Raw genomic sequence first — 13,965 nt, 5'->3', positions numbered from 1 at the left:
GTCTACCGTATAGACGAACCGATGGGGCCGATCGTTGACAGCCGGGCGGGGGGTCAGGAGGCGACGGCGGCGGCGACCTGGCGGGAGACCAGCCGGGCGTACAGGCCCCGCCGGCGCAGCAGCTCGTCGTGCCGACCCTGCTCGACCACGCGGCCCTCGTCCAGCACCACGATCTGGTCGGCGGCGCGCACCGTCGAGAGCCGGTGGGCGATGACGATGGTGGTGCGCGCGCGGGCCAGGCTCAGCAGCGCCTCCTGCACCACGTGCTCGTTGACCGCGTCGAGATGCGACGTGGCCTCGTCGAGGATGAGCACCGGCGCGTCGCGCAGGAACGCGCGCGCGATGGCCACGCGCTGGCGCTGGCCGCCCGAGAGCTGCACGCCGCGCTCGCCCACGCGGGTGTCGAGGCCTTCGGGCAGCGTGCGCACCAGCGAGGTGAGCGAGGCTCGCTCGATGGCCGCGGCGACCTCGGTCGGGGTGGCCTCGGGCCGCGCGATCCGGATGTTGCCGCCGAGCGTGTCGTTGAACAGATGCGTGTCCTGCGCGACCAGCGCGATGTGACCGCGCAGATCGTCCAGCGACCACGCGCGCAGATCGTGGCCGGCCAGCGTGATCGATCCCGACGTCGGGTCCCAGAAGCGCAGCAGCAGGCTCGCGATCGTGGTCTTGCCCGCGCCCGACGGGCCGACCAGCGCCACGGTGGCCCCGGCCGGCACCGTGAAGGACACCTGCGTCAGCGCCGGCCGTGCGCGCCCGGGATACGTGAACGTCACGTCGTGGAGCGCGATGGTCGCCGCCTCCTCGCGCCGCGGGCCGGGCAGCCGCACGCCGGGGCCGTCGGCGATCAGCACCGGCTCGGCGTGGACCGCGTGCACGCGCCGCGTGGCCGCGAGCGTGTCGGCCAGCTGCCGGCCGACCTGGGCGATCTCCCACACCGGCACGAAGGCGGACATGGCGAGCAGCGTGAGCAGGGGCAGCATCGCGGCCTCGAGCCGGCCGGCCGCGACCAGGGACGCGCCCACGACCGTGACCGCGAGACCGCCCAGGCCGGTGGCCACGTCCTGCATCGCGGACTGCCGCGCGAGGTCGGCGAGGAACGGCATGCGCGCCTCCGCGTAGGCGCGGGCCCGCGCGGCGAGCGCCTCGCCGCGCCGGGCCTCCTGCTGAAACGCCACGATCTCGGCGAGGCCCTGGATCGAATCCACCGCGTGGGCGTTCAGCTCGCCCGAGGCCTCTCGAGCGCGCCCGCTCAGCCGGTCGATGCGCCCGCGGCCCAGCACCGGGCTCAGCGCGGCGTAGGCCAGGAAGGGCAGCACCGCGAGCGCCATGGGCCAGCCGAAGACGCCCAGCGTGGCCAGCACCACCGCGGGCACCAGCACCGCGACCAGGCCGGGGGTGATGGTGTGGGCGAAGAAGTACTCGATCAGCTCGATGTCGTGGGTGGCCACGCCGAGCAGATCGCCGGTCCGGCGCGACGAGAGATAGGCCGGCCCGAGATCGACCAGCTTCCGGAAGAAGCGCATCCGCATGTCGGCGAGCAGGCGATAGGCCATGTCGTGGGCGAGCCACGACTCGATCCAGTGCAGCACGCCGGCCAGCGGGGCCACCACCAGGAGCGCGATCAGCAGCAGCCGCGCGGACTCGCCGCGGCTCACCGCGCGCACCACCAGGGCGCCGAGCAGGCCGACCCCGATCAGGGCGGCCACGCGGGCCACCCCGAGCACGAACGTGACCACGAGGCGCGCGTGATAGCCCCGGGCCAGCGCGAAGAGGATGCGGCCCACCTCCCGCCAGCCCGGGCCGGCCGCGCGCAGCACCGCGGGCGTGTCCTCCGTCGGCGCGGCTGCGGCATGAGGGGTCGGGCTCGTCTCGCGGTCGGCGGTGACGGCGTCGTCGTGCAGCGTCCCGTCCGCCTCGCCGCCGGCCTGGCCGGCCATGAGCTGCCGGTAGACGCCGTCGCGGGCCATCAGCGTCGCGTGGGTGCCGCTCTCGGCCACGCGCCCCTCGTCGAGCACCAGGATGCGGTCGGCGCCGATGATGCTCGAGAGCCGGTGGGCGAAGATCAGGGTGGTGCGCCCGCGCATCAGCCGATCGAGCGCGTCCTGGATCGCGGCCTCGCTCTCCGCGTCCACCGAGGAGAGCGCCTCGTCCAGGATCAGGATGGGCGCGTCGCGCAGGAGCGCGCGGGCGATCGCGATGCGCTGGCGCTGGCCGCCCGAGAGCCGCACCCCACGCTCGCCCACCACGGTCTGGTAGCCCTGCGGCAGCGCCGCGATCGCCTCGTGGATGTGGGCGTGGCGCGCGGCGTCCTCCAGCTCCGCCTGGCTGGCGTCGGGCCGGCCCATGCGCAGGTTCTCCTCGACGGTGCCGTGGAAGAGATAGGTGTCCTGGCTGACCACCGCGATCATCCGTCGCAGATCGCGCAGGGACAGATCGCGCAGATCGTGCCCGCCGATGGTCACGCGCCCGGTGGTCGGATCCGCGAAGCGGAGCAGCAGCCGCGAGATGGTCGACTTGCCCGCGCCGCTCGCCCCCACCACGCCCACCCGCTCGCCGGGCGCCACCCGCAGCGACAGGGCGTCCAGCGCGGCGCGGCGGCCGCCCGGATAGCGGAAGGTGACGTTCTCGAACGCGAGCGACGGTTGGAGCGGGCGATCGGGACCGGTGGGCTCGCGGGATGGAAGGTCGGTGACCTGGGGCTGCACGGCCAGGAGCTCCAGGATGCCCTGGGCGGCGGAGAGGCCGAGCATGCCCTGGTGGAGGACCACGCGCAGCTCGCGCAGCGGGCGGAAGATCTCGACGCCGAGCATCAGCACCACTACCAGCGCGGTCAGCTCCATGGCGCCACCCTGCACGCGGTACACGCCCACCGCGAGGGCGACCGCGGCGCCCAGCGCGATGCACACGTCGCTGATCCCGCGCGCGAGCGTGTTGGTGCCGAGCAGCCACATGGTGGCCTGGAAGAGGGAGTGGCCGCGCTCTTCCAGGAGGCGGGCCCGCGAGCGGCTCTGGCCGAAGGCGGCGAGGGTGCGCAGCCCCTGGATCGCGTCGAGGAACTCGGCGCCGTACGTCTTGTAGGCCCGGGAGCGCTCGAGGCTGTTGCGGCTGTCCCAGCCGTGCCAGAGCGCGGGCAGGACGAAGGTCGCGATCGCGGCGAGCAGGAACACCACCGCGAGCGGCGAATCGATGGCGAGCACGACCGCGAAGATCAGCAGCGGAGTCAGCGCGGAGACGAAGAGCTGGGGCAGGTATTGCCCGAAGTAGACCTCGAGCTGTTGCACGCCCTCGACCACCGACAGGATGACGTCGCCGGTGCGGGCCTGGGTGAAGTGGGCGGGGCCGAGCGCGGTGATCTGCTCGTAGATGCGTCCGCGAAGCCGCGCCTGCACGCCCGCCGCGGTGTGGTGGGCCACCATGGCGCGGCCGTACTCGAGCAGGCCGCGCAGCGCGATCAGCGCGGCCACGCCCGCGACCGGCCAGACGAGATGGCCGAGCCCGTCGCCGGCGAGCACCCGGCCCAGCACCCAGCCGAGCAGGGCGAGACGCGCGGTGCCGAGCAGGACGGCGAGGAGGCCGGCCAGCGTGGCGCCCACGATGCGGAGGCGCACGCCCTCCGTGAAGGCCCACAGCCGGCGGTTCAGGTACACGGCGCAGGATACCGCATCCGGCCCGCCTCAGACGCTCGCGCGCAGGCGCCCGGACACCGCGCGCACCTTGCGGGGCGCGGCGAGCCAGATCGTCACCGCCGAGACCACGCAGCAGGCGATCGCGATCCAGAAGGGCAGGGTGTAGCTGCCGGTGCGGTCGTAGAGCACGCCGGTGAGCCACGGGCCGACCGCGCCGCCCGCGATCGAGGACAGCATGAGCGTGCCGAAGATCGAGCCGTAGTGCCGGCCCTGGAAGATCTCGGCGGGAATCGCGCCCACCACCGAGGTGAGGCCGTAGCCGAGCATGCCCTGGGCGATCACCATCACGTAGAGCAGCGGCATGGTGGGTGAGGCGGCCAGGAGCAGCAGCGTCGCGTAGCAGATCGCGAAGCCGAGGGCGCCGACCGTCCAGACCCACTCGCGGCCGATGCGGTCCGACAACCAGCCGAGGGCGATCTGGCCGGGGATGCCGGCCAGGCTCACGAAGCCGAGCGCCCACGCCGCGTCGCCGGGCGTGAAGCCGATCTCGATCAAGTACTTGGTCTGGTGCACCTGCACCGCGTACCACGCGAAGAGTCCGAGGAAGTAGCCGCTTGCGATCCACCAGAAGCGCGCGGTGCGGCTGGCGCGGGCCAGCGTCCAGTCCACCGCGGCCCACGCCGCGTCCACCACGTTGGAGGGCCGCGCCGCGGCGGCGCCGGCGGCGGCGCGGTCGCCGTCGGGCTCGAGGCCCAGGTCCTGGGGCCGCCGGCGCAGCAGGAGATTCAGCGGGACGAGCAGCAGCAGGACGAGCAGGCCCAGCGCCCAGCACGCCGCGCGCCAGCCCGAGCGGCCGATGAGGGCCTGGCTCCACGGCAGGATGATCATCGATCCCACGCCCACGCCGGAGAAGGCCAGGCTCATCGCGAGGCCGCGGCGCCGCACGAACCAGTCGGGCAGGAACAGCGACTGGCCGGTGTAGCCCAGGCAGACGCTGCCGCCGCCCACCATCACCCCGAGCGTGGCGTAGAGGTGCCACGGGCGCGTCACCTGCGTCGCGAGCAGCAGGCCGGTGCCGATCAGGAGCACGCCGAGCTCGATCACCACGCGCGGCCCGCGGCGATCCATCAGGCGGCCCAGCGAGGGGCTGAGCGCGGCCGAGACCAGGAAGCCGAACGAGAACGCGCCGGCGGTGACGCCGCGCTCCCAGCCGAACTCGGCCAGGATGGGCGGGAAGAGCAGCGAGAACGCGGTGCGGGCGTTGACGCCTACCCCCATGGTGACGAAGACGACGGCCACGATGATCCAGCCGTAGAAGATGGGCAGACGCACGAACGGGGATTGTACGCCGTTTGACTCCGCGATGGGGATTTGCCAGGATGTGCCGGCCGGCGGTCGACCGCGCTCATCGGCAGAGGCTCATCGGGAGGAACCGACCATGACGACCACTCCCTCGGTCCTGGACATCACCCAGCACGACAACGTCGCCGCGCACGCGGGGGACAAGCTCCGCAAGCGCGTGGCCTTCGTCACCGGCGGCACGCGCGGCATCGGCGCCGCGATCTGTCGCAGCCTGGCCAGCCAGGGCGCCACCCTGGCCGCCGGCTACGCGGGCAACGACGACGCGGCCGGCAGGTTTCGCGACAGCTTCGCCTCGACCTACGGCACCGCGGTCAGCATCCACAAGGGCAACGTGGGCGACGCCGGCGACTGCCGGCGCACCATCGACGAGGTGATCTCGGCCCACGGGCGCCTCGACATCCTGGTCAACAACGCGGGCATCACCATCGACAAGACGGTGCTCAAGCTCTCCGACGAGGATTGGTTCAAGGTCCTCAACGTCAACCTCTCCGGGGCGTTCTTCCTGTCGCAGGCCGCCCTGCGTCACATGGCGGAGCGGGGGAGCGGGCGCATCGTGAACGTGTCGAGCGTGATCGGCGAGATGGGCAACATCGGCCAGGCCAACTACGCGGCGTCGAAGTCGGGCCTGTTCGGCCTCACCAAGACCCTGGCCCGCGAGGCCGCGTTCCTGCTCGGCAAGGCGGGACGGCTCACCGAGACCCACGGGGTCGGGCTGACCGTGAACACGGTGACGCCCGGCTTCATCGGCACCGAGATGCTCGAGCACATCCCGGCCAAGGTGCTGGAGCGCATCGTCGGCCAGATCCCGCTCGGGCGGCTGGGCAAGCCCGAGGAGGTCGCGCGCGTCGTGCACTTCCTGGCCGCCGACGCGTCGAGCTACATCACCGGCCAGGTCTGGGGCGTCAACGGCGGCCTGGACATGTAGCGAACTCTCTCCCACAGGAGATCTCACCATGTGCGTGGACGACGATTCCTTTCCTCCGATTCCGCCGATCTCCGGCGGCGCCGCCGGCTCGCGCGATCTCACGCTGACGTCGGGCGATGGCACCAAGTTCATGGCCCACGCGGCGCGGGCGGCCAAGCCCACCGGGGCGGGCATGGTCGTGATCCCGGACGTGCGAGGATTGCATCCGTACTACAAGGAGCTGGCCGATCGCTTCGCGGAGATCGGGGTGGACGCGGTGGCCCTCGACTTCTTCGCGCGGACCGCACCGTCCGAGGATCGCAGCGAGAAGTTCGATTTCATGTCGCAGGTGCCGCTGACCAAGCCGGATCAGCTGCAGGCCGACATCGCGGCCGCGGCGGCTTACCTGCGCACGCCGGACGGCGGGCAGGTGAAGTCACTCTACTCGGTGGGCTTCTGCTTCGGCGGGGGGCTCTCCTACCTGCAGGCGGCGAGCGGGCTCGGCTACGCCGGCGTCATCGGCTTCTACGGCTGGCCGCTCGGGCTGAAGCGGTGGCCGGACCGGCCCAAGCCGATCGACGCGGTGTCACGCTACAAGGCGCCGGTGCTCTCGATCTTCGGCGGGGCCGACGAGGGCATTCCGCCCGCGGACGTGGAGGCCTTCGACCAGGCGTGCCGCAAGGCGGGGGTCAAGCACGAGCAGAAGGTGTACGAGGGCGCGCCGCACAGCTTCTTCGACCGGAAATACGCCGAGTTCGCGGAGGCCTCGGCCGACGCGTGGAAGCGCGTCCAGGCCTTCGTCACCGGAACGTAGGGATCACCTCGCGGATGAGGATGGCGAGCGTCCGCTTCATCTGATCGAGGGAGAGGAGGCCCGAGGGGTTCAGCTCGGCCACGATGCCGTCGAGCCCCAGGTCCTCCGCGATCTCGCCCAGGCGCTCCCGCAGTGACGCCGCGGTGCCGAACGCGACGCGCGTCTTCAAGAGCTCGTCGTACGGCATCGCGGCGATCCGCTCCGCCATGGCCTGGCGCCGGTCGCCCGGGCCGGTGTCCCCGCGCCCGAGGCCGGAGCGGATCAGCTCGATGTGCCGCTGGAAGAAGTAGGTCATCGCCTCGCGCGGCTCCTCGCGCGCGGCCGTCTCGGTCGGCGCCGCGTACACCGGGATCCGCAGGTAGACGTTCGGCTCGCCGGCCTGTCCCGATTCCCGCCACGCGTCGCGGTACGCCTTGAGGTGCCCGCGCAGCAACGGGATGTCGAGATCGCGCAGGCCGATGAACAGCGGCAGGCCGAGGCGCGCGACCTGGGGGAAGGTCTCGGGCGAGTTGGCGGCCATGCGCATCGGCGGATGCGGGATCTGGTACGGGGTCGGCGAGACCGTCACGTTGCGGACGCGGTAGAACGCGCCGTCGTAGCTGAACGGCTTGCCGGCCCAGGCCAGGCGGAGGATCTCGAGCGACTCGAGGAAGCGCGCCTGGCTCTCGCCGTAGGGCACGCCGAGCAGATCGTAGGTGCGGGCCGAGCCGCTGCGGCCCACTCCGAAGTCGAGCCGGCCCTCGCTCAGCTGATCGACGGTGGCCGCTTCCTCGGCGATGCGCAGCGGATTGCCGAGCGGCAGCACCTGCACCGCGATGCCCACGCGCACGCGGCGCGTGCGGGCGGCCATGAAGCTGGCCAGGGCCAGCGGCGCGGACTGGATCGAGCGGTTGCCGTTGAAGTGGATCTCGCCGAGCCAGACGCCGTCGAGCCCGCCGGCCTCCGCCGCGTCGGCCAGCTCGATCGTCTCGCGCAGGGTGGCGCTCTCGCTGACGCCGCGGCGCCGCTCTTCCAGGAAGATCCCGAAGTGCATGGGCCCGTCCTCCGCCCGCGCATCTTGCGCCGGGGGGGCGCCGTCGTCAAGTCAGCCGGACGAGAGGCCGACGAGCCACACTTCAAGCCTCGCGCGGCCGGCGCAGGCGGACGATCCGGAGGTGGGCGTGAGCCGGCTGGGCGAGCAGCATCGGGAACTCGCGACGGTAGGCCCAGTAGGTCTTGAAGAGCCAGTTGATGAGGCCCGCGCGAGGAGCCCGGGCGGGATGGCGAGGCCGAGCGCGCGGGCGGTCTTGCGGGCCGCGCAGACCACGTGGTCGCCTCCGCCGCGAAGAGCCGCGCCCGGTCGGCGTCGATGCCGCGGCTGGCGCCCGTGACCACGACCACCTTGCCGTCGAGTCGGTCCACGAAGCCCTCCGGGCTGCTATTCTCTACGAGGGCCGCGCCCGGTCAATCGGTCGAATCCGCGTCGACTTGAGCCGGAGCTCGGCATCGAGCCGGGTCGCTTGTCAGGGTGGGGTCGTCATGATAACCTCCCGCCACCCTCCCGGAATGTTGGCGAGAGGGATCCGATGCTTTCCTGCAATTCTCACGAGAGGAGGAAGATTGATGCCCACCCACAACGGTTCGACAATGGACAAGATCGGCCATGCGAAGGCGGCGCTGGAGGCCGGCGTTCTGACGAGCTATGGACCGGCGAAATCTTCGACCGCGGCCGACCCCAAGCTGCCCATGAGTTGGGGACCCATGATGCGAAAGTGAGATAGTCCCCGGCGAGGGGAGGACGGCGGCGGCGACGGAGCCGCGTTGGACACGAGTGCTTACGAGGTCGAGGTGTTACCCCGGTCCTCCAGGCGAAGGCAAAGATCCGGAAGTCGTCCGAGCCGTCCCTTCCCCTCTGATCGGGTTGTATCTCTCAATAGGGTGAATCACCCAACTCTCCCCAGGCGACCGGTGAACACTGCCTTCATGGCGAACACGCTCAGTCCGGTTGAACTCGTTGTCCTGCAGGGGACGTCATTCTGCAATCTCAACTGCACTTACTGTGATCTGACTCCGGACAGCCGGCGAACCCGGGCGGTGATGGCACCGGGCCTCATCGACAGATTTTTCGCGCAGCTGTTCGAGAGCGGCCGTGTGGGCCCGGAGCTCACGGTCGTGTGGCATTCGGGCGAGCCGCTGACCCTCCCGCCCTCTTACTACGACGATGCGATCGAGCGCATTCTGAGACTCCGGGATATCCAACGCTCGGGCAACGTGGTCGTGCAGTTCGCCATCCAGACGAACGCGGTGCTGATCGACGATGCGTGGTGTGGCTTCTTCGCGCGTCATCGAGATCACCTCGATCTGGGTGTCAGCTGCGATGGACCGAGTGACTTGCACGACTCGTACCGTCTGAATTGGACGGGGCGAGCCACCCATGCTCGTACGGTTCGCGGGATGGATCTCCTCCATGCGGCCGGCATCAAATACAAGATGATCGCCGTCGTCACCCGAAAGACCCTGCGGCGACCCGAGGCGTTCTACCGGTTCTTCTTCGAGCGACGGGCGCACCTTTCCGGATTTCATTTCAACATCGTCGCCGATGCCCGCTCGTCGGATCCGGACCTGGCCTATTCGGCCGATGACCGGCCCGCCTACTACTCGTTCTATCGGCGTCTCTTGGAGCTGACTCACGCGGCGCGCGATGCCGGCCACGAGTTCGAGATCGTCAATTTCAGCCACGCCACCCATCGAATACTCGCCTCGAACCGTCCGGGCGCTCCGATCTTCTTTGCCGAGACCACTGCGCCCCTGAAGTCGCTCAGTCTCGATGCATCCGGGAACGTGACCACCTTCTACGCTGGGCTCTCGATCGACACCTTGCGCGACGAATACGGTGACGGGAAAGGGTTGTCCCTCGGCAACATTTTCGCCACGTCTCTGGAGGACATGGCCCACTCGCCCAAGCTGCACCGGATCATGCGTGATTTCGCGGTGAGCCGGCGCTCGTGTGAGGACGCGTGCGAATACTTCACGGTGTGCTCCGGTGGCTACGACATCCTGAAGAAGCAGTCGTACGGCACGTTCGCCGCCGCCGAGACGGTCGAATGCCTGATCCATGTCAAGACCTTGACCGACGCGATCCTCGACGACATCGGCGACTATTCGGCGCGACACTCTATTCGGCGCGCTGAACACCGCGAGGCGCCGTAGGTACGAGGGAGGCCTCGGGTCACCCCGCTCGACCCGGCGACTCTCGACGATGGCGATGATCGACGTCAGCGCCGACGCGATCGAGACCCTTCGCCTCAGCGTGCTGAGGTTCGGGTTCGGACAGCTTCCCGCACCGATCGGCCAGGCTACTCTCGCCGGTCTGCAACAGGAGGCCGAGGAGGGCAAGGGCGCGGCTCGGCGCGCGGAACAGTCAGTGGGAATCGAGTACAAGGCCGATATCATCGCGCTGGGGCCGCGCGCTCGCGGGTTCCTCGGCAGCGGTGAGCTGGCGGACCTACTCTCCACGGTCTTCCGAGAGCGCTTCGTCCTGGCGGAGCAGCGCAGCTGCTTCACATCCTACGACGAGGGCCACCATCTGGGGCCCCACCTCGACGAACCGGCCGCTGAATGCGCGGTGACCGTCATCGTCTGCCTGGCCGCGAAGGGGCGAGCTCTCGGCTCATCCGCGACCGGCCTGGAACTTCGCGTGTATGGACCGAGCTGGCCGCTGGACCGCGCGCCTCGGGTGATCTTTCCCAGCCGGCCCGGCAGCATCGTCGTCGGGCGCGGGTCCGTCTTCTGGCACGAGCGGCCCATGCTGCGGCCCGGTGAGCACGTCGTCGCGCTGACCGCGTGCTATCGGCCCGTCGTGAGACGGCGCGGCCGGCGATGGCAGGTTCGGCTCGGACAAGATGTCGGCGAGCCAGCCCGGGGCCGGGCCGCTCGTAACTCGCGGATGAGACGACCCACGTGAACGTCACGCTGGATCGGGGGCGAGCCGCGGTTCCGATTCCCGTGAACCCCGCATTCCTTCGCGCCCACGGGCGGACCGCGACCGAGACCGCCCTGAAGGAGATCGTCGGCAGCGTGAGGTTCGAGTTACTGGAAGGAGCCAGAGCGTTTCGACTCCTCGGCCCCGACATGAGCTATCACCAGGCCGACCCCTACCTGGGGGCCGCGCTGGCCAGGTTCCAGCCGGGCTTGACCATGACGGACGTTCCCACCTATACATCGACGAGCCGGCATTTCGATCTGTGCTTCGAAGACTCCTGGACCGGCTACTTCCTCGCGAGGCGATTCCGCGAATGCCCCGAACCCCGCGATCTCCTCTTGATACACCTCGATGATCACACGGATATGATGCCGACCTTGCTGTACCGGCGCGGTGACGAGCTGGTCGATCCGACGACCGGGAGCAGCTTCGACCCGACTTCGGGTAGCGATTGGCGCTCCGCGATTGCCGCCGGGTGCATCAACATCGGCAATTTCCTGACCCCCTTTGGTTATTCCGGCCGTCAGCTACACGTCCGCCACCTCAGCAGCTCAGCCGAGCGCGAGGACCGGTGCTACCTCCGCCGGGAGCTCCGTTGCTACGACCTGATTCCCGACAAGTGCTTCGCGGCCGTGGCCACCTCCGCGGCGGGTGAGCACGAGCCGGTGGGCACGTATGTGGTCGGCTCGAGCGCCGAAGGCGTGCTGGACACCGCTCCGCACACCTGGACCGTCGTCCACGTCGATCTCGACTACTTCATCAACGACTTCAACGGCGTCTCCCGCGGACCGGACTATGTCCCGGATCCGTTCCTTCGCACGGACGCACAGCGCAAGCTGCACGCGTTCTTTCGCGCGCTGGCCGTGCGAGATCTCATCGTCGATCGGTGGCTGATCGGAACCTCTCCGGGGTTCTGCTCCGCGTATCACTGGGAGTGGCTCCTGGCCGAGCTTGCCGGGCGGATCGACGAGTTCGCCGCGAGACAATCGCGGTCCGGGTGAGCGTGCGACGTTTGCAGTCCGTGGGAGTCCGGTCAGGTTGAAACGTTTCGAAGCACACCCTCCTCGATGGCGAGAACGCGAGTGTGAAACCGGGCCAGGTCGTGTCGGTGCGCGATCGAGACGACGGTGGTGTCACGGAGCCTCTCGCACAGGAGCGAGTACAGGTGCGCCTCGGCAGCGGGGTCGAGGCTCGACGTGGCCTCGTCCAGGAACAGCCATTGCGGCCGGAGCAGGAACGCACGCGCGAGGACCAGGCGCTGCTGTTCGCCCGCCGACAAGCGGCGCTCCCAGGCGTCGGTCGTCGCCAGCTCCGGGGCGAGATGACCAAGGCCGGCGTCCGCGAGCGCGGAGCGGACGTCGAGGTCCGAGTACTCCGCCTCGTTCATCGGATAACAGACCGCCCGCTTGAGGGTTCCCAGTGGCATGTACGGCCGGTGGGGCAAGAACAGGTGGCGGCCGGCCGGTCGCCGGATGGCTCCCGAGCCGAATGGCCAGATGTCGGCGATGGCCCGCAACAGGGTCGACTTGCCGGTGCCGCTGGCGCCCTTGATCAGCAAACGCTCGCCGGGAGAGACCCGAAGCTCGACGTCCCGGATGAGGCTCTGGCCGTTGGGACAGCTCAACTGCACGTTTACGATGTCCAGGTCGTCCCGCTCCCCCAAGGTGACCGTCGCCCCTCCGTTTGCCTCGCGCGCGCGCCGGGCCGAGTGGTGGAACCCGGCGAGCCGTTCGACGGTGGCGAACCATCCGGTGAGCGCCGGGTAGCTCTCTACGATCCAGGACAGCGCGTTCTGCACTTGCACGAAGGCGTTGCTCGTCTGAAAGACGCCCCCCAGGGAGGCGCGGCCGGCGAAATACGCGGGGGCGACCGCTGCGAGCGGAAACACCAGCACGACTTGCGCGTAACCCGACGTCAAGAACGTGAGCCGCTTCGTCACCGTCATGATGGCTCGCCAATTGGTGACCAGCGTGGCGAAGCGGCTGCCCAACTCCCGCTTCTGCTCCGCTTCCCCACCGTGGAAGGCGATCCCCTCGACGTTTTCGAGCACCCGCATGAGGCTGAAGCGAAAATCCGCTTCCGCCCGTTGTTGAAGGTAGTTGAGCGGCGTCAACCGGCGACCGGCGAGATGGACCATCCAGGTCCCGAAGGCGGAGTACAGCAGCGCGATCCACACCAGATAACCGGGTACGACCACGCCGGCGAGCACGATCGGCGGCGACAGTCTCCAGAGGAGCCACACGAACGCGAAGAGTGAGGTCGACGACCGCAACAGGCCCAGCCCGAGGGTGAGGGTGTTGTCGACGAACAGCCGGATGTCTTCCGCGATCCGCTGATCCGGATTGTCGGTGCCGGAATCGGTGAGCGCCATCTGGAGGTACACCCGGTCGGACAGCCACTGTCCGACATATTGCTCGGTCATCCACCGGCGCCAGCGAATCTGCAGGGCCTGACGCAGATAGAGCTCGTACCCGGTGAACAGAACGAACAGCGCGAGCGCGGGGGCAAACCCGATGGTCACGCCGTCGCGGGGGGTGTAACTCCACCATAGCAGGGAGGCGATGAACGCGTCCCAGTCCTTCGCCTCCAGGGCGTTGTAGAAGATCTTCTGCCAGTAGATGAAGACGATCGAGGTGCCGACGATTCCCAGATTGAGGACGATGATGACCGCGAGCAGGGCCCGCGCGCGCCAGCGCTCCGCGCTCCTCCAGTACGGGAGGGCGAGCGAGCCGGCGTCGCGCAGAACGAGGTCGAGACGCCGCCCGCCCGCCGCGGTTCCGTCCTCCTCACCGCGAGAGGGCAACGCTGGCCTCCGACGCGCGCTGAAGATCGGACGCGTCGAACGCGCGGGTCTGACAACAGAATTCGAGCTGGATGCCGTTCGGATCGAAGAAGAAGATCGATTTGGCATGGCCGAGGTCGACGATCGGCGTCACCTCGACCCGGTGGCTCTCCAGGTGCCGGCGGCGTGACTCGAGATCGTCGAGCGATCGAACCCGGAGGGCGAAGTGGTACATTCCGAGCGGCACGCCGAGCGCGCGGTTGATTCCGGTGTCGTAGTCGGCGGGGATGCCCGGCACGTCCTTGGCCTCCATGAAGACGATGAACTGCCCCTCCCCGATCTCGAAGTAGACTTCGCGAACGGTGCCGCCCGAGGTGACGCGGGTCACGCTCTCGACGACATGCGGGAAACCCAGCACCTCTTCGTAGAAGTGGACGGTCGCGTCCATGTCGTGGGTCGATACGCCTACGTGAGAGAACCCATGTCCGGTCGGCATGAGTGGGCTCCTTTCCGTGA

The 13,965-nt window shown here is 69.4% G+C and carries 11 protein-coding genes; 6 read left to right on the top strand and 5 right to left on the bottom strand.

Annotated elements, in window-relative coordinates; genetic code table 11:
• Positions 1–53: 53 nt before the first annotated feature.
• Positions 54–3,647, bottom strand: a complete 3,594-nt coding sequence (locus tag VKN16_28690; GenBank protein HME98203.1) for an ABC transporter ATP-binding protein — start codon at positions 3,645–3,647, stop codon at positions 54–56.
• A gap of 27 nt (positions 3,648–3,674) precedes the next feature.
• Positions 3,675–4,958 carry an MFS transporter gene (locus VKN16_28685; protein ID HME98202.1) on the bottom strand — a complete coding sequence of 428 codons (1,284 nt, stop codon included), beginning with the start codon at positions 4,956–4,958 and terminating at the stop codon, positions 3,675–3,677.
• A 106-nt stretch (positions 4,959–5,064) separates the two neighbouring features.
• On the opposite strand from VKN16_28685, the gene VKN16_28680 reads away from it, so the two are divergent.
• Together VKN16_28680 and VKN16_28675 are read left to right on the top strand one after the other, a co-directional pair.
• Complete coding sequence (locus VKN16_28680) at positions 5,065–5,913, top strand: 3-oxoacyl-ACP reductase family protein (GenBank protein HME98201.1); 849 nt, start codon at positions 5,065–5,067, stop codon at positions 5,911–5,913.
• Between the two features lie 28 nt (positions 5,914–5,941).
• Positions 5,942–6,706 (top strand): dienelactone hydrolase family protein, encoded by a 765-nt coding sequence (locus tag VKN16_28675; GenBank protein ID HME98200.1) that lies wholly within the window; start codon positions 5,942–5,944, stop codon positions 6,704–6,706.
• On the opposite strand, the gene VKN16_28670 is transcribed toward VKN16_28675, so the two are convergent.
• Positions 6,693–7,739 (bottom strand): LLM class flavin-dependent oxidoreductase, encoded by a 1,047-nt coding sequence (locus VKN16_28670; GenBank protein ID HME98199.1) that lies wholly within the window; start codon positions 7,737–7,739, stop codon positions 6,693–6,695. The two genes, VKN16_28675 and VKN16_28670, sit on opposite strands and share 14 nt — an antisense overlap.
• A 569-nt stretch (positions 7,740–8,308) precedes the next feature.
• On the opposite strand from VKN16_28670, the gene VKN16_28665 reads away from it, so the two are divergent.
• The 4 genes from VKN16_28665 to VKN16_28650 all read left to right on the top strand — a co-directional run bounded on the left by VKN16_28665 (position 8,309) and on the right by VKN16_28650 (position 11,668).
• Entirely contained in the window at positions 8,309–8,461 is a 153-nt protein-coding gene (locus tag VKN16_28665) for a hypothetical protein (GenBank protein HME98198.1), read from the top strand.
• A gap of 207 nt (positions 8,462–8,668) precedes the next feature.
• Complete coding sequence (locus VKN16_28660; GenBank protein ID HME98197.1) at positions 8,669–9,895, top strand: radical SAM protein; 1,227 nt, start codon at positions 8,669–8,671, stop codon at positions 9,893–9,895.
• A 49-nt stretch (positions 9,896–9,944) separates the two neighbouring features.
• Positions 9,945–10,649, top strand: coding sequence for a hypothetical protein (locus VKN16_28655; GenBank protein ID HME98196.1), 705 nt, complete (start codon positions 9,945–9,947; stop codon positions 10,647–10,649).
• Positions 10,646–11,668 (top strand): hypothetical protein, encoded by a 1,023-nt coding sequence (locus VKN16_28650; protein HME98195.1) that lies wholly within the window; start codon positions 10,646–10,648, stop codon positions 11,666–11,668. Before VKN16_28655 ends, VKN16_28650 begins: the two co-directional genes overlap by 4 nt.
• A gap of 32 nt (positions 11,669–11,700) precedes the next feature.
• On the opposite strand, the gene VKN16_28645 is transcribed toward VKN16_28650, so the two are convergent.
• Positions 11,701–13,470, bottom strand: coding sequence for an ABC transporter ATP-binding protein/permease (locus tag VKN16_28645; protein HME98194.1), 1,770 nt, complete (start codon positions 13,468–13,470; stop codon positions 11,701–11,703).
• A complete protein-coding gene (locus tag VKN16_28640; protein ID HME98193.1) occupies positions 13,454–13,945 on the bottom strand; it encodes a VOC family protein in 492 nt (163 codons plus the stop codon). The genes VKN16_28645 and VKN16_28640 overlap by 17 nt, the downstream gene beginning before the upstream one ends.
• Between the last annotated feature and the right edge of the window lie 20 nt (positions 13,946–13,965).

It is taken from the genome of Candidatus Methylomirabilota bacterium (genome assembly GCA_035315345.1).
Lineage (GTDB): Bacteria > Methylomirabilota > Methylomirabilia > Rokubacteriales > CSP1-6 > CAMLFJ01.
Note: the sequence above shows the minus strand (reverse complement) of the source record. Positions and strands in the feature narration are given on the sequence as shown.

Excerpts from the sequence above, each read along its gene's own strand:
- VKN16_28680 (HME98201.1), top strand. The coding sequence starts at position 5,065 with ATGACGACCACTCCCTCGGTCCTGGACATCACCCAGCACGACAACGTC.
- VKN16_28675 (HME98200.1), top strand. The coding sequence starts at position 5,942 with ATGTGCGTGGACGACGATTCCTTTCCTCCGATTCCGCCGATCTCCGGC.
- VKN16_28670 (HME98199.1), bottom strand. The coding sequence starts at position 7,739 with ATGCACTTCGGGATCTTCCTGGAAGAGCGGCGCCGCGGCGTCAGCGAG.
- VKN16_28665 (HME98198.1), top strand. The coding sequence starts at position 8,309 with ATGCCCACCCACAACGGTTCGACAATGGACAAGATCGGCCATGCGAAG.
- VKN16_28660 (HME98197.1), top strand. The coding sequence starts at position 8,669 with ATGGCGAACACGCTCAGTCCGGTTGAACTCGTTGTCCTGCAGGGGACG.
- VKN16_28655 (HME98196.1), top strand. The coding sequence starts at position 9,945 with ATGGCGATGATCGACGTCAGCGCCGACGCGATCGAGACCCTTCGCCTC.
- VKN16_28640 (HME98193.1), bottom strand. The coding sequence starts at position 13,945 with ATGCCGACCGGACATGGGTTCTCTCACGTAGGCGTATCGACCCACGAC.